The sequence below is a fragment of the Streptomyces sp. NBC_01077 genome (assembly GCF_045162855.1).
In the GTDB taxonomy this organism is placed as follows: Bacteria; Actinomycetota; Actinomycetes; order Streptomycetales; family Streptomycetaceae; genus Streptomyces.
The window spans coordinates 3810986-3830806 of record NZ_CP108669.1; the positions used below are offsets into that span (position 1 = coordinate 3810986).

Below are 19821 nucleotides of genomic sequence, written 5' to 3' on the forward strand. Positions count from 1 at the left end.
TCAGGCGCGGGCCATGCCCTCGGCCGAACCCTCCGCCGCCGGTGCCGTGACGTCGAAGAAGTCGTCCTCGACGAAGAGCACCGGGTCAGTGGACGCCCGCGGCCTGGGCGGCGGCCAGCTCCTCGACCCGGCTGCGGTACGCCTCGGCCAGGTCGCCGCCGTTCGCACCGGGAACGCCCTCAGGACCGGCCCCGAGCGACTCCAGGACCGCGTCGGCCCGGGCCTGACGGTCCGCCAACGCGCCCATGGTGTGCGGGTACAGCAGGTCGAGCCCGCGCTTGTCGCCGTCCGACAGGCTCTGCCCGTTACCGGTCGGCGCGCAGCTGCTGGGGGTGGACTTGTAGAAGAACGTCGGGAACCGGTACAGCATCACGGACTTCGTGTCGAAGGGCCCGGCGACGAGATCCGGGGAATCCACGGTGCGCAGGTTGTGATCCACCTTCGCGCGCGGCCACTTGTTCGGCTCACCCGCGAGGAAGGTGTAGATGCCGGGGCGCCGGCCCTGGGCGTCCGCCACGAAGACACCGGACGGGTCCTGCGTGGGGACGTACCCGACCTCGTCCTCCCAGCGGAACTCGCCCTCGCAGGTGCCGCGCATGTTCTGGTGGGAGTGGTGGAACCCCAGTGCGTGCAGGAACTCGTGCCGCACGGTGCCCTCCCACTGGGCGGGCCTGTTCGACACGAACCGTCCGAGGTTCAGGCTGCGCTGGCCGGGGTTGCCGCCGACCTCGCCACCTCCCGCGCCGATGGCACTGTCCGTGCTGTCGGTGCCCACCAGGGAGAAGAAGCCCGGCAGGTCGAAGCTGACCCTGATCTCGGCGGCGAGGGCGGTATCGGCCTCGGTCCATCGCCGGAACGTTCCACCCCCGCCGTTCTGCCCGAAGTCGAGTGTCAGGTTGCAGGTGTCGGTGATCTGCTTCGTCGCTCCGGCGATGTCCGCGTGCAGCTGGTCGTTCCCGTCGAGGAACGCGACCCGCACCGTCTTGCCCAGGGGCCACTTCCCGATGTCGGTGATGAGGAACTCCAGGCCACCGGCGGCCGTTGCACGCCTCCAGCGGTCCCGTACCTCGATCTGGGCGACGACCTCATCGGGCAGGGATTCGAGAGGGAGGGATTCGAGTTCCATGACGCGTCCTTTCGCATCACATACGAAACGGTCCCCCCGACCGGTACCGGTCTGATGACGGATGGGCAGCTCGGCTCGACCCACGAGCGTGCCGACGTCGGAAGCTCAGCTCACCTCCCAGTATCGCCCGAAGGGAGGTATTCAGCGACTTGACTGTCACTCTGAGTAGTTCGGCATCCGCCAGGATGACGCTGCGTCAGGACCAGAGCTTGTTCGCGGCGGTACGGGTCGTCGCCTTGAAGGCCGTCAGCGGTGCGTCCTTCAGGTCGCCCATCTGACCCCACCGGACGTACGTGACGGTCCGGCCGTCACGGCCCACCGAGAAGAGGTGGATGTCGGTGTTGCCGACCTCCGGGTCGGCGGTGTCCAGGCTGTAGACCCAGGCGCCCTCCTCGACGGCGACCTTGCCGTGGGAGGCGCTGACGGCGTGCAGGCCCGGGTTCTGCCGCTCCAGCAGGGGCCCGCAGCCGGCGAGGGCCTTGCGGAGGGTGTCGACCAGCTTCACGGCGTCGGCCTCGGTGCGGGCGACGGTGGTGATCTGGACGCCGTTGGTGTCGAGCTCGGTGCTGAACTCGCGGTAGCGGGTGTTCTGCGCCGGGATCTTGTACGGGGCGCAGAGGGCGCCGCCGTTCTCCGGAATGCCGGTGAAGACCTGGGTGGCGGTCCACGGCGTCGACGACGGCGGCATCTGGGAGGCGGCGAGGAAGGCGGGCTGGGCAGCGGCCTGCGCCGGGGCCGTGGCGAGGGCCGCGAGGCCCAGGGCGGCAGCGGCGGCGGTGGCGAGTGCGGTACGGAGCTTGTTCATGGTGGTGGATCCCCCGTCGGGTCGTTCGGTCAGTGCTCGACCAGCGTCGGGCCGGCGCCCGCCGCCTGCAACGGTGACGCGCCCACCGTCCGTCCCGGAACCATTCCACCCCCGCTGACGTGCAAGGACGTGAAGGGTGGGACGCAGGGGCGAGGGGGATGGAATGCCGAAGGACGCCGCCGTCGAGGAGTTCGCGCGACTCGTGCGCGCGCTGAAGGCGCGGGACGGGAGGAGTTACGAGGCGCTGGGCCGGCGCCTGAGCGTCAGCGCGTCCACCCTCCACCGCTACTGCTCCGGCGCGACCGTCCCGGAGGAGTTCGCCGTGGTGGACCGCCTCGCCCTGCTGTGCGGGGCGGACGAGGAGGAGCGGCGGGCCCTGGAGGTGGCCTGGACCCGCGCGGACGGGGCCCGCCGCCCTCCGGCGCCCGAGCCCGGCCCGGAGCCCGCGCCGGCCCCGGAGGCGGCGCCCGAGCCCGAGCCGGAACCCGTGCACACGCGCGTGCCGGGCCTCCCGCCCGAGCGGCGGAGGCGCCGGTGGGGGTGGGTGAGCGTGGTCTGCGGGGCGCTGGCGGTCGCGGGGACGGTGACGCTCGGAGCCGTACTCCTGCCCGGGAAGACCCGGGAGCGGGCCGCCGAACCACCGGCGCCGCTGACGTGGACGGTCGCCTCGGACATCTGGAAGAACGGATGCGGGCACACCTACCTCGTGGAGCGGACGCCCCCTCCCCCGCCGGAGGCGGCCGACGCGCGGAGCTGGGCGGCGGCGCAGGGGGCCGTGGACGGCAGGGAGACGCTGGTGCGGGTGTCGGTACAGGGGAAGAGCGCGGCGGCGGTGGTGCTCCAGGCGCTGCACGTGCGGGTGGTGGACCGGGGCGCGCCGCTGCCGTGGGCGGCGTACCGAATGGACGACGGGTGCGGTGGGGCGGTGACGCCGCGCCGTTTCGAGGTGGACCTGGACCGGCCGCGGCCGGTGGCGCGGGCGCTGGACGGGTACGACGCCTCCGGGCAGGAGGGCCGGACGCTCCCGGCGGTCTCCTTCCCGTACGCGGTCAGCGCCGCCGAGCCGGAGGAGCTGCTGGTCTCGGCGGGGGCGGCGGGGTGCGACTGCCGCTGGTACCTGGAGCTGGAGTGGAGCTCGGAGGGGCGCCGGGGCACGGTCCGGATCGGGGACGAGGACGGCGCACCCTTTCGGACGAGCGGGGCGAAGGGGCGGCCCGTGTACGTGTACGACTCCGCGGGGCGGGCCTGGATCACAGGCGAGAAGTCTGGACAGGGTGGGTGACTGCTGGGTAACTTCGTTGACGAAAGACTGAGCAAGCGCTTAGACAACTGGGCCCGCACATCGGAGGAGCCGCACCGTGCGCCGTACCGTATTCAACGAGGACCACGAGGCGTTCCGGGAGACCATCCGCGCCTTCATCGAGGCCGAGGTCGTCCCGGTCTACGACGAGTGGTTCGCGGCCGGCCAGGCGCCGCGCGAGTTCTACGACAAGCTCGGCGAGCTGGGCATCTTCGGCATCAACGTGCCCGAGGAGTTCGGCGGTGCGGGCCTGGACACCCACAAGTTCGAGGCCGTCCTCTACGAGGAGACCTCGCGCGCGGGTGTGCAGTTCGGCGGCTCCGGCGTCCACGTGCTGCTCGCCCTGCCGTACATCAAGATGCTCGCCACCGGCGACCAGAAGAAGCGCTACCTGCCGAAGTTCGTCACCGGCGAGGAGATGTGGGCCCTCGCGATGACCGAGCCGGGCACCGGCTCCGACGTCGCGGGCATGAAGACCACCGCCAAGCTCTCCGAGGACGGCACGCACTACGTCCTCAACGGCTCCAAGACCTTCATCACCGGTGGCGTCCACGCCGACCGCGTGATCGTCTGCGCCCGCACCTCCGCCCCGACGGCCGAGGACCGCCGCTTCGGCATCTCCCTCTTCGCCGTGGACACGAAGTCCGAGGGCTACTCCATCGGCCGCAAGCTGGACAAGCTGGGCCTGCGCACCTCCGACACGGCCGAGCTGGCCTTCGTCGACGTCAAGGTGCCCGTCGAGGACCTCCTCGGCGAGGAGGGCAAGGGCTTCTCCTACCTCGGCCACAACCTGGCCTCCGAGCGCTGGGGCATCGCCTTCGGCGCCTACGCCCAGGCCAAGGCCGCCGTCCGGTTCGCCAAGGAGTACGTGCAGGACCGCACCGTCTTCGGCAAGCCGGTCGCGCACTTCCAGAACACCAAGTTCGAGCTGGCCGCCTGCCAGGCCGAGGTCGACGCCGCCGAGGCCGTCGCCGACCGCGCCCTGGAGGCCCTGGACGCGGGCGAGCTGTCCCCGGCCGAGGCCGCGAGCGCCAAGCTCTTCACCACCGAGGTCGCGCACCGCGTCATCGACCGCTGCCTCCAGCTGCACGGCGGCTACGGCTACATGAACGAGTACCCGATCGCGCGCCTGTACGCCGACAACCGCGTCAACCGCATCTACGGCGGCACCAGCGAGATCATGAAGTCGATCATCGCCAAGTCGATGGGCCTGTAGGTCCAGGTGCCCGAAGCGCACAGCGCCCTGGATGGCCTGCTCGATCTGCTCGACCTGGAGCGGATCGAGCGGGACATCTTCCGGGGCGAGTCCCGCTCCGCGCTCGTCCCCCGCGTCTTCGGCGGCCAGGTGGCCGCCCAGGCGCTGGTGGCGGCGGGCCGGACGGTACCGGAAGACCGTCTCGCGCACTCCCTGCACGCGTACTTCCTGCGCCCCGGGGACCCGGGCGCGCCGATCGTCTACACGGTCGACCGCATCCGCGACGGACGCTCCTTCACCACCCGCCGGGTCGTCGCCGTCCAGCACGGCCAGCCGATATTCCACCTCTCCGCCTCCTTCCAGGCGTACGAGGAGGGGCTCGACCACCAGTCGGACATGCCCCCGGCCCCCGACCCGGAATCACTCCCCTCACCGGCCGAGATGCTGCCCCGCCACCTCCCCCGCGAGGTCGCGGACCGGCTGATCGAGGCCCGCGCGGCGGTGGACCTGCGGTACGCCGAGGTACCGCCCTGGGGCTCGGTCGGGCAGCCGCGCGAGCCGCGCTCCCAGGTCTGGTTCCGTACCAACGGCAAGCTCGCCGACGACCCCCTGCTGCACGTCGTCCTCGCCACGTACGTCTCCGACATGACGCTGCTCGACTCCGTGCTGCTCGCGCACGGGCGGGGCGGCTGGGCCGTCGGGGACGTGGTCGGGGCCTCCCTCGACCACGCGATGTGGTTCCACCGGCCGTTCCGGGCCGACGAATGGCTGCTGTACGACCAGGAGTCGCCGTCCGCCGCAGGCGGGCGCGGCCTCGGCCAGGCCAGGATCTGGACCCAGGACGGCAAGCTGGCGATCTCGGTGATCCAGGAGGGTGTCGTTCGCGTTCCGCGCTGATGATCGGACATACCGTCCGATGCATGGCGGAACAGGGCGAGAGTACGTTCACGGTGATCGTGGCGGCGGTGGCGAATCTGGGGATCGCCGCCGCCAAGGCCGTCGCCGGTGTCATCAGCGGATCCAGCGCGATGCTGTCGGAGGCCGCCCACTCGGTCGCCGACACCGTCACCGAGGTCATGCTGCTCACCGCGCTCAAGCGGAGCGACAAGCCGGCCGACGAGGACCACCCCGTCGGATACGCGGGCGAGCGCTACGTCTGGGCCCTGCTCGCGGCCGTCGCCACCTTCGTCGGCGGCGCGGTCTTCTCCGTCTACGACGGCATCCACACCCTCACCCACGGCGAGGAACTGGGCGACCCGCTCGTCTCGTACATCGTCCTCGGCGTCGCCTTCGTCCTGGAGGGCTACTCCCTGCGGACCGGCGTCAGACAGGTCCAGGCCGAGGCGGAACGGGCCCGGACCCCGTTCGCCCGCTATCTGCGGCTCACCCCGGACACCACCGTCAAGGCGGTGGTCATGGAGGACTCCGCCGCCCTCTGCGGACTCATGCTGGCGGCGGGCGGCCTCCTCGGCGTCCAGATCACCGGCTCCGCCGTCTGGGACGGCGTCGCCTCGATCCTCATCGGCGTGCTGCTCGTGTACGTGGCCTGGGTGCTGGGCCGCTCCAACGCCGAACTCCTCATCGGCCGGCCGCTGCCGAAGCACGTGCGGGCCGAGGTCCGCGAGGAGCTGCTCTCCGTCCCGCACATCGTGGACGTCCTCGATCTCACCACGCTCATCCAGGGACCCGGCGAGGTCCTGATCGCCGCGAAGGTCGACTTCCGGGACGTCTCCTCGGCGGAGCAGGTGGAGTGGGCCTGCGAGGACGCCGAGGACCAACTCCGCGAACGCTTCCCATCGATCCGCCGCGTCTACCTGGACCCGACGCCGGGCGTGGAGCAGCGGCGGAACAGGACGCCGGACTAGGGGTGTCCTGTCGATCGGGCCGGGCCCCGGGCTTGTCAGGCGAGGCCCGCCGCGTCCAGCGTGTACGCCGTCATCGGCTCGTAGAAGCGCGGGTCGATGACGTGGTCGTCGAGCGGGATCGTGACCTGCATCGTGCCCTCGGCCTCACCGATGAAGAGGGCGGGGTCGTTGCAGTCCGCGTAGCCGACGGAGTCGATCCCGCGCTGGCCCGCGCGCCCGGCCCAGCCGTGGTCCGCGATCACCAGATCGGGGCGGCCGTCCTCGCCGAGCGCGTCCAGGATGGCGTTCATCGGCTCCGGGGAGTGGGTGTGCCAGAGGCTCGCGCCGCGCTCGAAGACGGCGACGTCCGCGAACTGCACGACGTACCCCTCGTCGGCCACGAGACCCCCGGGAATCCTGACGATGTCGCAGCCCTGCGCGCGCAGCGCGGCGGCGACCCGGCTGTGCACGTCGATCAGCGCACCGGGGTGACCGGTCGCGAAGAGGACCCGCTCCTTGCCGGCGGCGGCCTTGCGCAGCCGGGCGGCCATCCGCTCCAGGCCGTCCACGGTGAGCTCGGGGTCGATGGTGTCCTGGCCGACGCGGTGGGCGGGATCGTCGATGACACCGCAACGCTCGGCCATCACGGCGAGCACGTCCTGCTCGTCGGTCCAGCGGTCACCGAGCTCAAGTCCGAGCCAGTAGTGCCGGTCGCCGTTGGCGAGCTTGCGGTAGTGGGAGAGGTTGTTGTCGCGCGGGGTGGCGACGTCTCCCGCGATCCGGGCGCGGACGAGGTGCTCGACAAGGGCGGGGCGACTGAGTATCGGCATGGGGTTCATTCTGGAGGAAGCCCCGCTGTTCTGGGCAATCGTTCCGTCCCGTGGACCCGCCCCGTTCTAGCCTTCGAGCGCCCCGAAGGCCCCGTGGGCGAGCCGTCGCAGCAGGTCTTCCATCGGGCCGCGACCGAGCGCGGCCAGGTGCGGCGTCGAGTTCAGCAGTCCGAACACCGCGTGGACGGCCGTCCGCACCTCGCTCTCGGACGCGTCCGGGTACCGCTCCCGCACCACCGTCACCCACAGCTCCACGTACTGCCGCTGAAGCTGCCGTACCCGCTTGCGGTCCTCGTCCTTGAGCCGGTCCAGTTCCCGGTCGTGCAGGGTGATCAGCGGCCGGTCGTCGAGGGCGAAGTCGATGTGCCCGTCGATGAGCGCGCCGAGCAGGGCCTCGGGGTCGCCGGTGGTTTCGCCGACCCGCAGGCGACCGCCGTCGAGGAGCCGCTCGCTGATGCCGACGAGGAGCTCGGCGAGCATCGCGTCCTTGCCGGGGAAGTGGCGGTAGAGGCCGGGGCCGCTGATGCCGACGGCGGCCCCTATCTCGTCCACGCCCACGCCGTGGAAGCCGCGCTCGGCGAAGAGGCGGGCGGCCTCCTTGAGGATCTGCTCGCGCCGCGTCGGGGCATCGGTCCTGCTGGTGGCGGTCGGGGTCGTGGTCATGGATTCGATTCTAGACAACCCGGTTAGCGGTCGTTAACCTGAACGGCATACGTTAACGCTCATTAACCGAGCAAGGGAGCTCGAGGGATGCAGCAGGCACCTGTGCTGGCGAGTGCGGCGGATCCCGCCTCGCCGGCCTGGCAGGCGAACGAGGCGGCACACCACGAGCTGGCCGCGACCCTGCGCGCCAAGCTCGCCGCCGCCGCGCTCGGCGGCGGCGAGAGGGCGCGCGACCGGCACACCGCGCGCGGGAAGCTGCTGCCGAGGGACCGGGTGGACACCCTGCTCGACCCCGGCTCACCCTTCCTGGAGCTGGCCCCGCTCGCGGCGCACGGCATGTACGGCGACGCGGCACCGGCGGCCGGGGTCATCGCGGGCATCGGCCGGGTCTCGGGCCGCGAGTGCGTGATCGTCGCCAACGACGCGACGGTCAAGGGCGGCACGTACTACCCGATGACGGTGAAGAAGCACCTCCGCGCCCAGGAGGTGGCGCTGGAGAACCGTCTCCCCTGCCTCTACCTGGTCGACTCGGGCGGCGCCTTCCTGCCGATGCAGGACGAGGTCTTCCCCGACCGGGAGCACTTCGGCCGGATCTTCTACAACCAGGCCCGGATGTCCGGCGCGGGCATCCCGCAGATCGCGGCGGTCCTCGGTTCGTGCACGGCCGGTGGCGCGTACGTGCCGGCGATGAGCGACGAGGCCGTGATCGTACGGAACCAGGGCACGATCTTCCTCGGCGGTCCGCCGCTGGTGAAGGCCGCGACCGGTGAGGTCGTCACGGCGGAGGAGCTCGGCGGCGGCGAGGTCCACTCCCGGATCTCCGGCGTCACCGACCATCTCGCCGAGGACGACGCGCACGCCCTGCGCATCGTCCGGAACATCGTCGCGACGCTCCCCGAGCGCGGTGCGCTCCCCTGGTCGGTCGAGCCGGCCGAGGAGCCGAAGGTGGACCCGGCCGGGCTGTACGGCGCGGTGCCGGTGGACTCCCGTACCCCCTACGACGTGCGCGAGGTCATCGCCCGGGTCGTGGACGGCTCCCGCTTCCAGGAGTTCAAGTCCGAGTACGGGCAGACGCTGATCACCGGCTTCGCCCGGATCCACGGCCACCCGGTCGGGATCGTCGCCAACAACGGCATCCTGTTCGCCGAGTCCGCCCAGAAGGGCGCGCACTTCATCGAACTGTGCGACCAGCGCGGCATTCCGCTGGTCTTCCTGCAGAACATCACCGGCTTCATGGTCGGCAAGGCGTACGAACACGGTGGCATCGCCAAGCACGGCGCCAAGATGGTCACGGCCGTCGCCACCACCCGGGTCCCGAAGCTGACGGTCGTCGTCGGCGGTTCGTACGGCGCGGGCAACTACTCGATGTGCGGCCGGGCGTACTCCCCGCGCTTCCTGTGGATGTGGCCGAACGCCAAGATCTCGGTCATGGGCGGCGAGCAGGCCGCGTCCGTCCTCGCGACCGTCAAGCGCGACCAGCTCGGCGACGGGTGGAGCGCGGACGAGGAAGAGGCCTTCAAGGCCCCGATCCGCGAGCAGTACGACAGCCAGGGCAACGCCTACTACGCGACCGCCCGGCTCTGGGACGACGGGGTCATCGACCCGATGGAGACCCGGCAGGTCCTCGGACTCGCCCTGACCGCCTGTGCCAACGCGCCCCTGGGAGACCCCCAGTTCGGCGTCTTCCGGATGTGAGGGTGTGAGGACGTCCATGTTCGACACAGTGCTCGTCGCGAATCGCGGCGAGATCGCGGTCCGGGTCATCCGCACGCTGCGGGCGCTCGGTGTGCGTTCGGTGGCGGTGTACAGCGACGCCGACGCCGACGCCCGGCACGTACGGGAGGCGGACACGGCGGTACGGATCGGCCCGCCGCCGGCCTCCGAGTCGTACCTGTCGGTGGAGGCGCTCCTCGACGCGGCGCGCCGGACGGGTGCGCAGGCGGTCCACCCCGGCTACGGGTTCCTCGCGGAGAACGCGGGCTTCGCGCGGGCGTGCGCCGACGCGGGCCTGGCGTTCATCGGCCCGCCGGCCTCCGCGATCTCCCTGATGGGCGACAAGATCCGGGCGAAGGAGACGGTGAAGGCGGCGGGTGTCCCGGTCGTCCCGGGCGCCGCCGACCCCGACCTCGAGGCGGCCGCCCGCGAGCTGGGCGCACCCGTGCTCCTCAAGCCGAGCGCGGGCGGCGGCGGCAAGGGCATGCGGCTGGTGCGCGACCTGTCGACGCTGACGGACGAGATCGCGTCCGCCCGTCGCGAGGCGCGCTCCTCCTTCGGCGACGACACGCTGCTCGTGGAGCGGTGGATCGACCGCCCGCGGCACATCGAGATCCAGGTCCTGGCGGACGCCCACGGCAACGTGATCCACCTGGGCGAGCGCGAGTGCTCGCTCCAGCGCCGCCACCAGAAGATCATCGAGGAGGCGCCGAGCGTCCTGCTGACCCCGGAGATCCGGGCATCGATGGGTGCGGCGGCGGTCGAGGCGGCGCGGTCCTGCGGATACGTGGGCGCGGGCACGGTCGAGTTCATCGTCCCCGGCGGCGACCCCTCCTCGTACTACTTCATGGAGATGAACACCCGCCTCCAGGTCGAGCACCCGGTGACCGAGCTGATCACCGGCGTGGACCTGGTGGAGTGGCAGCTGAGGGTGGCGGCGGGCGAGCCGCTCCCCTTCACCCAGGAGGACATCACCCTCACGGGCTGGGCGATCGAGGCGCGCATCTGCGCGGAAGACCCCTCCCGGGGCTTCCTGCCCTCGGGCGGCACGGTCCTGGCCCTGAACGAGCCTTCCGGCGCCGGGGTCCGCACGGACTCGGGCCTGTCGGAGGGTACGGAGGTCTCGTCCCTCTACGACCCGATGCTGTCGAAGGTCATCGTCCACGCCCCGGACCGCCCGACGGCCCTCCGCCGCCTCCGCGCGGCCCTGGCGGACACGGTGACCCTGGGAGTCCCGACGAACGCGGGCTTCCTGCGCCGCCTCCTGGCCCACCCTGACGTCGTCTCCGGCGCCCTGGACACGGGCCTGGTGGAACGGGACGCGGAGAGCCTGATCCCCGAGGGCGTCCCGGAGGAGGTGTACGCGGCGGCCGCGGCCGTACGGCTCGCGGAGCTGGCCCCGGCACCCCGGGACGGCTGGACCGACCCGTTCTCGGTGCCGAGCGGCTGGCGCCTGGGCGGCAGCCCTGCCCCGCTCCCCTTCCCCGTACGGGTGGCGGGACTGGAACCCGTCATGGTCGAGGCGCCGGCCTCCGCCCGCGTCACCGGCACGTCGGTGACGGTCACGGTGGACGGCATCGCCCATCACTTCCACCGCGCCGGCAACTGGCTGGGCCGTGACGGGGACTCCTGGCACGTCATGGACCACGACCCCGTCGAGGCCGCGCTCAGCGGGGCGAAGCACGGTGGCGCCGACACGCTCGCCGCTCCCATGCCCGGGACCGTGACCGTCGTCAAGGTGGCCGTCGGGGACGAGGTCGAGGCCGGGCAGAGTCTGCTCGTCGTCGAGGCGATGAAGATGGAGCACGTCATCTCCGCCCCGCACGCCGGCACCGTCACCGAGCTGGACGTCACGCCCGGTAGCACCGTCGCCATGGACCAGATCCTGGCCGTCGTCGCCCCCCGGGAGGAAGCGTGACCGCCGCAGGACTGCCCATGGTCGTCCCCGATCCCGCGCTGCCCGCCCGCGTCCGGATCCACGAGGTCGGCGCCCGCGACGGGCTGCAGAACGAGAAGGGCGCCGTCCCGACCGACGTCAAGGCGGAGTTCATCCGGCGGCTGGCCGCCGCCGGGCTCTCCACCGTCGAGGCGACCAGTTTCGTGCACCCCAAGTGGGTGCCCCAACTGGCCGACGCGGAGGACCTGTTCCCGCTCGTCCGCGACCTGCCCGTCCGTCTCCCCGTCCTCGTGCCGAACGAGCGCGGTCTCGACCGCGCCCTCGCCCTCGGCGCCCGCGAGATCGCCGTCTTCGCCTCGGCCACCGAGTCCTTCGCGAAGGCCAATCTCAACCGGACCGTCGACGAGGCCCTCGCGCTCTTCGCCCCGACGGTCACCCGCGCCATAGAGGCCGGGCTGAAGGTCCGCGGCTATCTGTCCATGTGCTTCGGCGACCCCTGGGAGGGCGCCGTCCCGATCGAGCAGGTCGTCCGGGTCACCAAGGCCCTGGCCGAGATGGGCTGCGACGAGCTGAGCCTCGGGGACACGATCGGCGTCGCCACCCCCGGGCACGTCGAAGCACTGCTGACCGCGCTCAACGGCGCCGGCGTCCCCACCCACCGTCTCGCCGTGCACTTCCACGACACCTACGGCCAGGCCCTCTCCAACACCCTCGCCGCCCTCCGCCACGGTGTGACCACCGTCGACGCCTCGGCAGGCGGCCTCGGTGGCTGCCCGTACGCGAAGAGCGCGACGGGCAATCTCGCCACCGAGGATCTCGTGTGGATGCTCGACGGCCTCGGCATCGAGACCGGGGTCGATCTGGCCGACCTCACCGCCACGAGCGCGTGGATGGCCGAACAGCTGGGTAGGCCCAGCCCCTCCCGTACCGTCCGTGCCCTCTCCCACAAGGAGTGACGATTCCCATGTCCCTCGACCACCGGCTCTCCACAGAGCACGAGGAACTCCGCCGTACCGTCGAGGCGTTCGCGCACGATGTCGTGGCGCCGAAGATCGGCGACTACTACGAGCGGCACGAGTTCCCGTACGAGATCGTCCGTGAGATGGGCCGCATGGGCCTGTTCGGGCTGCCGTTCCCCGAGGAGTACGGCGGCATGGGCGGCGACTACCTGGCGCTCGGCATCGCCCTGGAGGAGCTGGCCCGGGTCGACTCGTCCGTCGCGATCACCCTGGAGGCGGGGGTGTCGCTCGGCGCGATGCCCCTGCACCTCTTCGGCACCGAGGAGCAGAAGCGGGAGTGGCTCCCCCGGATGTGCTCGGGCGAGATCCTGGGCGCCTTCGGGCTGACCGAGCCCGGCGCGGGCAGTGACGCCGGCGGCACCCGCACCACCGCCGTCCGCGACGGCGACGACTGGGTCATCAACGGTTCGAAGTGCTTCATCACCAACTCCGGTACGGACATCACGGGTCTGGTGACGGTCACGGCGGTCACCGGCCGCAAGCCCGACGGCCGCCCGCTGATCTCCTCGATCATCGTCCCCTCCGGCACCCCGGGCTTCACCGTCGCCGCGCCGTACTCCAAGGTCGGCTGGAACGCCTCGGACACACGTGAGCTGTCCTTCACCGACGTCCGGGTGCCCGCCGCGAACCTGGTCGGCGAAGAGGGCCGTGGCTACGCCCAGTTCCTGCGGATCCTCGACGAGGGCCGGGTCGCGATCTCGGCCCTGGCGACCGGGCTCGCGCAGGGCTGTGTGGACGAGTCGGTGAAGTACGCGAAGGAACGTCACGCCTTCGGCCGGCCGATCGGCGACAACCAGGCCATCCAGTTCAAGATCGCCGACATGGAGATGCGGGCGCACATGGCCCGCATCGGCTGGCGGGACGCTGCCTCGCGGCTGGTGCTCGGTGAGCCGTTCAAGAAGGAGGCGGCGATCGCGAAGCTGTACTCCTCCACGGTGGCCGTGGACAACGCCCGCGAGGCGACCCAGATCCACGGCGGCTACGGCTTCATGAACGAGTACCCGGTGGCCCGCATGTGGCGCGACTCGAAGATCCTGGAGATCGGCGAGGGCACGAGCGAGGTCCAGCGGATGCTGATCGCGCGGGAGTTGGGTCTGCAGGCCTGACCCGACCGACCCGGACGACTTGACTGAGCCGGCCGACCTGGCCGACCCGGCCGACCCGGTGAAGAGGGCCCGCCACCCCCGAGGGGTGGCGGGCCCTCCCGCTTTATGAGGTTAGGCTAACCTATGTTTTTATGACGAACCCCGAGACCGCCCCCTTCCAGTTCTTCCACCTCCAGGTGGACCGGACCCGGCGGCTCGGCCCGTCCCTGGTCCGCGTCACCTTCACCGGGGACGAGCTGAAGAACTTCGCCGCCGGCGGCCGCGACCAGTCGCTCTCCCTCTTCCTGCCGCACCCCGGCCAGGAGGCACCCGCCATGCCTCCCCTCGACAACCCGGACATGTACGCGATCCTCGGCGCCTGGCGCGCGATGCCCGACGACGTACGGGCCGTGATGCGCTCGTACACCGTCCGCGAGCAGCGCACCGAGCCGGTGAACGAGGTCGACATCGACTTCGCGATCCACGAGGACGGCGGCCCCGCCTGCCGTTGGGCCTCGCGCGCCACCCCCGGCGACCGGGTGGTCGTCCTCGGCCCGGCGATCGCCGAGAACACCGGTGTCCGCTTCCAGTTGCCCGGCGACGCCGACTCCGTCCTGATCTGGGCGGACGAGACGGCCCTTCCGGCCGCCTCGGCGATCCTGGAGTGGCTGCCGGCCGAGACCCGCGCCCAGGTGTTCCTTGAGGTGCCGTACTCGGGCGACCGTACGGAGCTCGCGACGCAGGCCGACGCGACCGTCACCTGGCTCGTACGCGAGGAGGGGGCGCCGTCCGCCGTGGACGCGGTGCGCGGGGTCGAGCTGCCCGGGGAGGCCCCGTACGTCTGGATCGCGGGCGAGTCCGGCGCGGTGAAGGCGCTGCGCCGGCACTTCGTGCGGGACCGTGAACTCGACCGCCGCCGGGTGACGTTCGTCGGCTACTGGCGCAAGGGCCTGTCCGAGGACGCGCTGCGCGAGGTCCCGGACGAGACGCAGGAAGACGCGTAAGCCCAGGGCACACCCCGCCAAAAGCGGACAGTCCGGTCGATGGCGACCGCCAACTGCCGTGACACGTGAGGGGCGAGGGATCGCTGCCGTGAAAAGTTAGGTTAGGCTAACCTTGTTTTCACCGCGTCGCCCCTCGCCCCTTTCCTGTCCGGAGGGCGCGACCGAGCCCCGTACCGGGAGGCCCCCCACATGCGCTCTCACCTGCTCAACGACGCCACGGCGGAGAGCTACCGGCGCTCCGTCATCGAAGGAGTCGAGCGGGTGGCGGACAAACTCGCCACGACGCGAGGTCCGTTCACCGGAGTGACCCCCGCCGAGCTCGCGCCCGTCATCGACGCCGTCGACCTCGACAAGCCGCTCGGTGACTCCTCCGCCGCGCTCGACGAGCTGGAGAGCGTCTACCTCCGCGACGCCGTCTACTTCCACCACCCCCGCTACCTGGGCCACCTCAACTGCCCGGTGGTCATCCCGGCCGTCCTCGGCGAGGCCGTCCTCTCGGCGGTCAACTCCTCGCTCGACACCTGGGACCAGAGCGCGGGCGCCACCCTCATCGAGCGCAAGCTCGTCGACTGGACCAACGGCCGCATCGGCTTCGGCCCCGCCGCCGACGGCGTGTTCACCAGCGGCGGCTCGCAGTCCAACCTCCAGGCGCTGCTCCTCGCCCGCGAGGAGGCCAAGACGGACGACCTGTCGAGGCTCCGGATCTTCTCCTCCGACTGCAGCCACTTCAGCGTCCAGAAGTCGGCCGCCCTCCTCGGCCTCGGCCGGGACGCCGTCATCTCCATCCCGGTCGACCGGAACAAGCGGATGCAGTCCGTCGTCCTCGCCGCCGAGCTGGAGGCCTGCCGCGCCGAGGGCCTCGTCCCGATGGCGGTCGTCGCCACCGCCGGCACCACCGACTTCGGCTCCATCGACCCGCTGTCCGAGATCGCCGCCCTGGCCGACGAGTACGGCGCCTGGATGCACGTGGACGCCGCCTACGGCTGCGGACTGCTCGCCTCCCCGACCCGCCGCCACCTCCTGGACGGCATCGAGCGGGCCGACTCGGTCACCGTCGACTTCCACAAGTCCTTCTTCCAGCCGGTGAGTTCCTCGGCGATCCTGGTCCGCGACGGGGCGACCCTGCGGCACGCGACCTACCACGCGGACTACCTGAACCCGCGTCAGACCGGGGACATGGGGGCACCTCCCACGTCCGAAGGACTGTGGGGGAAGATTCCCAACCAGGTCGACAAGTCCCTCCAGACCACCCGCCGCTTCGACGCGCTCAAGCTGTGGATGACCCTGCGCGTGATGGGCGCCGACGGTGTCGGCGGCCTCTTCGACGAGGTCTGCGACCTGGCCGCCGAGGGCTTCGCGCTGCTCGCCGCCGACCCGCGCTACGACGTCGTGGTCGAGCCGCAGCTCTCCACCCTCGTCTACCGCTACATCCCGGAGGCCGTCACCTCCCCCGCCGACATCGACCGCGCCAACCTGTACGCCCGCAAGGCCCTGTTCGCCTCGGGCGAGGCCGTCGTCGCCGGTACGAAGGTCGACGGCCGCCAGTACCTCAAGTTCACCCTGCTCAACCCCGAGACCACCGCGGCCGACATCGCCGCCGTCCTCGATCTGATCGCCGGCCACGCCGAGCAGTACCTGGGAGAGACCCTTGTCCACGCCTGAGACGACTGAGATCCACGACTTCATCGGCATCGGGCTCGGTCCGTTCAACCTCGGACTCGCCTGCCTGACCGAGCCGATCGACGAGCTGAACGGCCTCTTCCTGGAGTCGAAGCCCGACTTCGAGTGGCACTCGGGGATGTTCCTCGAAGGCGCCCACCTCCAGACCCCGTTCATGTCGGACCTGGTCACGATGGCCGACCCGACCTCGCCGTACTCCTTCCTCAGCTACCTGAAGGACAAGGGCCGGCTGTACTCGTTCTACATCCGCGAGAACTTCTACCCGCTGCGGACCGAGTACAACGACTACTGCCGCTGGGCCGCCGGAAGGCTCTCCTCGATCCGCTTCTCGACCACCGTCGCGAACGTGACGTTCGACGAGGCCGCCGAGGTGTACGTGGTGGCCACCGAGGCCGGAGAAACGTTCCGCTCGCGTCGTCTCGTCCTGGGCACCGGAACCCCGGCGTACGTCCCCGAGACCTGCCGGGGCCTCGGCGGCGACCTGATCCACAACTCGCGCTACCTCCCGAACAAGGAGGAGCTGCAGAAGAAGAAGTCGATCACCCTGGTCGGCAGCGGCCAGAGCGCCGCCGAGATCTACTACGACCTCCTGAGCGAGATCGACGTCCACGGGTACAAGCTGAACTGGGTGACCCGCTCCCCCCGCTTCTTCCCCCTCGAATACACCAAGCTCACCCTGGAGATGACCTCCCCGGAGTACGTGGACTACTTCCACGCGCTGCCCGAGCAGACCCGCTACCGCCTGGAGACCCAGCAGAAGGGCCTCTTCAAGGGCATCGACGGCGAGCTGATCGACGCCATCTTCGACCTGCTCTACCAGAAGAACCTCGACGGCCCCGTGCCCACCCGGCTCCTCACCAACTCCGCGCTGCACGCCGCCGCGTACGACGACACCAGCGGCACGTACACCCTCGGCTTCCGCCAGGAGGAGCAGGAGAAGGACTTCACCCTGGACACCGAGGGCCTGATCCTCGCCACCGGGTACAGGTACGCCGTCCCCGCCTTCCTGGAGCCGGTCCGCGACCGGCTCGTCTGGGACGGCCAGGGCCGCTTCGATGTGGCCCGCAACTACGCGGTCGACACGACGGGCCGCGGGGTCTTCGTGCAGAACGCCTCCGTGCACACCCACTCGATCACCTCGCCCGACCTCGGCATGGGGGCGTACCGCAACGCGTACATCATCGGGGCGATGCTGGGCTACGAGTACTACCCCGTCGAGAAGACCATCGCTTTCCAGGAGTTCGCCGCATGACCGTCCGCTTCCGCCCTCTCGATCCCCTCAAGGACGCGGAGCTGCTCCACGCCTGGGTCACCCACCCCAAGGCCGCCTTCTGGATGATGCAGGACGCGACCCCGGAGGACGTCGTGCGCGAGTACACGGCGTTCGCCGCGCACCCGCACCACGAGGCGTTCATCGGCCTGGTCGACGGGACGCCCGCGATCCTCATGGAGCGCTACGACCCCGCCCACCTGGAGCTGGTCGGGCTCTACGAGCCGCAGCCGGGTGACGTCGGCATGCACTTCCTCGTCGCCCCGACCGAGACCCCCGTGCACGGCTTCACCCGCAGGGTGATCACCGAGGTGATGCGCGAGCTGTTCGCCGACCCGGCGACCGCGCGCGTGGTCGTCGAGCCCGACGTGTCCAACAAGGCCGTCCACGCGCTCAACGAGGCCGTCGGCTTTGTACCCGAACGGGAGATCCAGAAGCCGGAGAAGAAGGCCCTGCTGAGCTTCTGCACCCGGGAGCAGTTCGAGGCCGCCGTGGGAGTCGCCGCGTGAGCACCACACTTCAGGGCGTCGACCCCGTCGCCCACCTCACCCCCGAGCGCTGGGCCGACGCCAACCGCGCGCTGATCCGCAAGGGCCTCGCCGAGTTCGCCCACGAGCGTCTCCTCGACCCGCGGGAACTGGGCGAGAGCCGCTACAAGGTCCTCTCGGACGACGGCGCCACCGAGTACCGCTTCACCGCGGACCGGTACGCGCTCGACCACTGGCAGGTCTACCCCGAGTCGATCAGCCGCCACCGCGGCGACGAGCAGCTCCCGCTCGACGCGCTCCAGTTCATCACCGAGCTGCGCGGCGCCCTCGGTCTGAGCGACGAGGTCCTCCCGGTCTACCTGGAGGAGATCTCCTCCACTCTCGCCGGTACGGCCTACAAGGCCACCAAGGAGCCCGTCACCTCCGCCGAGCTCGCCCACGGCGGTTTCCAGGCGATCGAGACCGGGATGACCGAGGGCCACCCCTGCTTCGTCGCCAACAACGGCCGGCTCGGCTTCGGCGTCGACGAGTTCCGCGCGTACGCCCCCGAGGCGGCGAGCGAGATCCACCTGATCTGGCTGGCGGCGCGGCGCGACCGCACCACCTTCACGGCCGGCGCGGGCATCGACTACGAGGCCTTCGTCCGCGCCGAGCTCGGCGACGCGGCGGTGGACGGCTTCGCGGCGACCCTGGCGGCGCGCGGCCTCGACCTGGCCGACTACCTCCTCATGCCCGTCCACCCCTGGCAGTGGTGGAACAAGCTGTCCGTCACCTTCGCCGCCGAGGTCGCGCAGCAGCGCCTGGTGTACCTGGGCGAGGGCGACGACACGTACCTGGCGCAGCAGTCGATCCGTACCTTCTTCAACACCTCGGACCCGGCCAAGCACTACGTCAAGACGGCGCTGTCGGTCCTCAACATGGGCTTCATGCGGGGCCTCTCGGCCGCGTACATGGAGGCGACTCCGGCGATCAACGACTGGCTGCACACCCTGATCGAGTCGGACTCGACCTTCCGCTCGGCCCGTTTCTCGATCATCCGCGAGCGGGCGGCCGTCGGCTACCGGCACCTGGAGTACGAGGCCGCGACCGACCGCTACTCGCCGTACCGCAAGATGCTGGCCGCGCTCTGGCGCGAGTCGCCGGTACCGTCCCTCGCCGAGGGCGAGCGGCTGGCGACGATGGCCTCCCTCCTCCACGTGGACCACGCGGGCGCGTCGTTCGCGGGCGCGCTGATCAAGGAGTCGGGTCTGGAGGCGTCGGTCTGGCTGCGCCAGTACCTCGACGCGTACCTCCTGCCGGTCCTGCACAGCTTCTACGCGTACGACCTGGCGTTCATGCCGCACGGCGAGAACGTGATCCTGGTCCTCGACGAGCGCGGCGCGGTCGCCCGGGCGATCTTCAAGGACATCGCCGAGGAGATCGTCGTCATGGACCCGGCGGCGGTCCTGCCGCCGGCGGTGGAGCGGGTCCGCGCCGAGATCCCGGAGGACATGAAACTCCTCTCGGTCTTCACGGACGTCTTCGACTGCTTCCTCCGCTTCCTGGCGGCGACGCTCGCGACGGAGGGCGTCCTCGACGAGGACGGCTTCTGGCGGACGGTCGCGGAGTGCGTGCGCGGCTACGAGCAGTCGAAGCCGGAACTGTCGGACCGGTTCGCCCAGTACGACATGTTCGCGGAGACCTTCGCCCTGTCGGCCCTCAACCGCCTCCAGCTCCGCAACAACAAGCAGATGGTCGACCTCTCCGACCCGTCGGCGGCGCTCCAGCTGGTCGGCGACCTGGTGAACCCGATCGCCCGCTTCGCGTAACCCCCCGTACCGGTGCGAGCCCCGGCGGAGTACGGTCCTCCGCCGGGGCTCGCATCTCATCCCCGCCGTACGGAGGCGCAGTTGCGGCCGAGGC

At 70.9% G+C, this 19821-nt stretch carries 17 protein-coding genes; 13 read left to right on the forward strand and 4 right to left on the reverse strand.

From position 1 onward, the window contains the following. Positions 1 to 85 precede the first annotated feature (85 nt). Together OG462_RS16960 and OG462_RS16965 are read right to left on the reverse strand one after the other, a co-directional pair. Positions 86 to 1126: a hypothetical protein gene (locus OG462_RS16960; protein WP_406058427.1), complete on the reverse strand. Its 1041-nt coding sequence runs from the start codon at positions 1124 to 1126 to the stop codon at positions 86 to 88. Between the two features lie 196 nt (positions 1127 to 1322). Beyond that, positions 1323 to 1931, reverse strand: a complete 609-nt coding sequence (locus OG462_RS16965) for a hypothetical protein (protein ID WP_406058429.1) — start codon at positions 1929 to 1931, stop codon at positions 1323 to 1325. A gap of 163 nt (positions 1932 to 2094) precedes the next feature. Between OG462_RS16965 and OG462_RS16970 the strand changes: the two genes are divergently transcribed. From OG462_RS16970 to OG462_RS16985, 4 genes are all read left to right on the forward strand, one after another. Then, positions 2095 to 3213 carry a helix-turn-helix domain-containing protein gene (locus OG462_RS16970; protein WP_406058430.1) on the forward strand — a complete coding sequence of 373 codons (1119 nt, stop codon included), beginning with the start codon at positions 2095 to 2097 and terminating at the stop codon, positions 3211 to 3213. 76 nt (positions 3214 to 3289) lie between these two features. Beyond that, entirely contained in the window at positions 3290 to 4447 is a 1158-nt protein-coding gene (locus tag OG462_RS16975; RefSeq protein ID WP_406058431.1) for an acyl-CoA dehydrogenase family protein, read from the forward strand. 6 nt (positions 4448 to 4453) lie between these two features. Beyond that, positions 4454 to 5323, forward strand: a complete 870-nt coding sequence (gene tesB / locus OG462_RS16980) for an acyl-CoA thioesterase II (protein ID WP_406058433.1) — start codon at positions 4454 to 4456, stop codon at positions 5321 to 5323. 23 nt (positions 5324 to 5346) lie between these two features. Beyond that, positions 5347 to 6291, forward strand: coding sequence for a cation diffusion facilitator family transporter (locus tag OG462_RS16985; protein ID WP_406058435.1), 945 nt, complete (start codon positions 5347 to 5349; stop codon positions 6289 to 6291). A 35-nt stretch (positions 6292 to 6326) separates the two neighbouring features. On the opposite strand, the gene OG462_RS16990 is transcribed toward OG462_RS16985, so the two are convergent. After that, positions 6327 to 7100: a phosphatase gene (locus OG462_RS16990; protein WP_406058436.1), complete on the reverse strand. Its 774-nt coding sequence runs from the start codon at positions 7098 to 7100 to the stop codon at positions 6327 to 6329. 66 nt (positions 7101 to 7166) lie between these two features. Then, on the reverse strand, positions 7167 to 7763 hold the full coding sequence (locus tag OG462_RS16995) for a TetR/AcrR family transcriptional regulator (RefSeq protein WP_406058438.1): 597 nt from the start codon (positions 7761 to 7763) through the stop codon (positions 7167 to 7169). 87 nt (positions 7764 to 7850) lie between these two features. Between OG462_RS16995 and OG462_RS17000 the strand changes: the two genes are divergently transcribed. From OG462_RS17000 to OG462_RS17040, 9 genes are all read left to right on the forward strand, one after another. Further along, positions 7851 to 9458, forward strand: a complete 1608-nt coding sequence (locus OG462_RS17000; RefSeq protein ID WP_406058440.1) for a carboxyl transferase domain-containing protein — start codon at positions 7851 to 7853, stop codon at positions 9456 to 9458. 16 nt (positions 9459 to 9474) lie between these two features. Further along, a complete protein-coding gene (locus tag OG462_RS17005; protein ID WP_406058442.1) occupies positions 9475 to 11394 on the forward strand; it encodes an acetyl/propionyl/methylcrotonyl-CoA carboxylase subunit alpha in 1920 nt (639 codons plus the stop codon). 17 nt (positions 11395 to 11411) lie between these two features. Then, a complete protein-coding gene (locus tag OG462_RS17010; RefSeq protein ID WP_406066579.1) occupies positions 11412 to 12329 on the forward strand; it encodes a hydroxymethylglutaryl-CoA lyase in 918 nt (305 codons plus the stop codon). Between the two features lie 8 nt (positions 12330 to 12337). Further along, positions 12338 to 13498 (forward strand): acyl-CoA dehydrogenase family protein, encoded by a 1161-nt coding sequence (locus tag OG462_RS17015; protein ID WP_406058443.1) that lies wholly within the window; start codon positions 12338 to 12340, stop codon positions 13496 to 13498. A 131-nt stretch (positions 13499 to 13629) separates the two neighbouring features. Further along, complete coding sequence (locus tag OG462_RS17020; RefSeq protein WP_406058444.1) at positions 13630 to 14481, forward strand: siderophore-interacting protein; 852 nt, start codon at positions 13630 to 13632, stop codon at positions 14479 to 14481. Positions 14482 to 14670: 189 nt separating this feature from the next. Beyond that, positions 14671 to 16143, forward strand: coding sequence for a pyridoxal phosphate-dependent decarboxylase family protein (locus OG462_RS17025; RefSeq protein WP_406058446.1), 1473 nt, complete (start codon positions 14671 to 14673; stop codon positions 16141 to 16143). Further along, positions 16130 to 17413, forward strand: a complete 1284-nt coding sequence (locus tag OG462_RS17030) for a lysine N(6)-hydroxylase/L-ornithine N(5)-oxygenase family protein (RefSeq protein ID WP_406058448.1) — start codon at positions 16130 to 16132, stop codon at positions 17411 to 17413. The genes OG462_RS17025 and OG462_RS17030 overlap by 14 nt, the downstream gene beginning before the upstream one ends. Beyond that, positions 17410 to 17940, forward strand: coding sequence for a GNAT family N-acetyltransferase (locus OG462_RS17035; RefSeq protein ID WP_406058450.1), 531 nt, complete (start codon positions 17410 to 17412; stop codon positions 17938 to 17940). Before OG462_RS17030 ends, OG462_RS17035 begins: the two co-directional genes overlap by 4 nt. After that, positions 17937 to 19727, forward strand: a complete 1791-nt coding sequence (locus tag OG462_RS17040; protein ID WP_406058452.1) for an IucA/IucC family protein — start codon at positions 17937 to 17939, stop codon at positions 19725 to 19727. Before OG462_RS17035 ends, OG462_RS17040 begins: the two co-directional genes overlap by 4 nt. Positions 19728 to 19821: the final 94 nt, after the last annotated feature.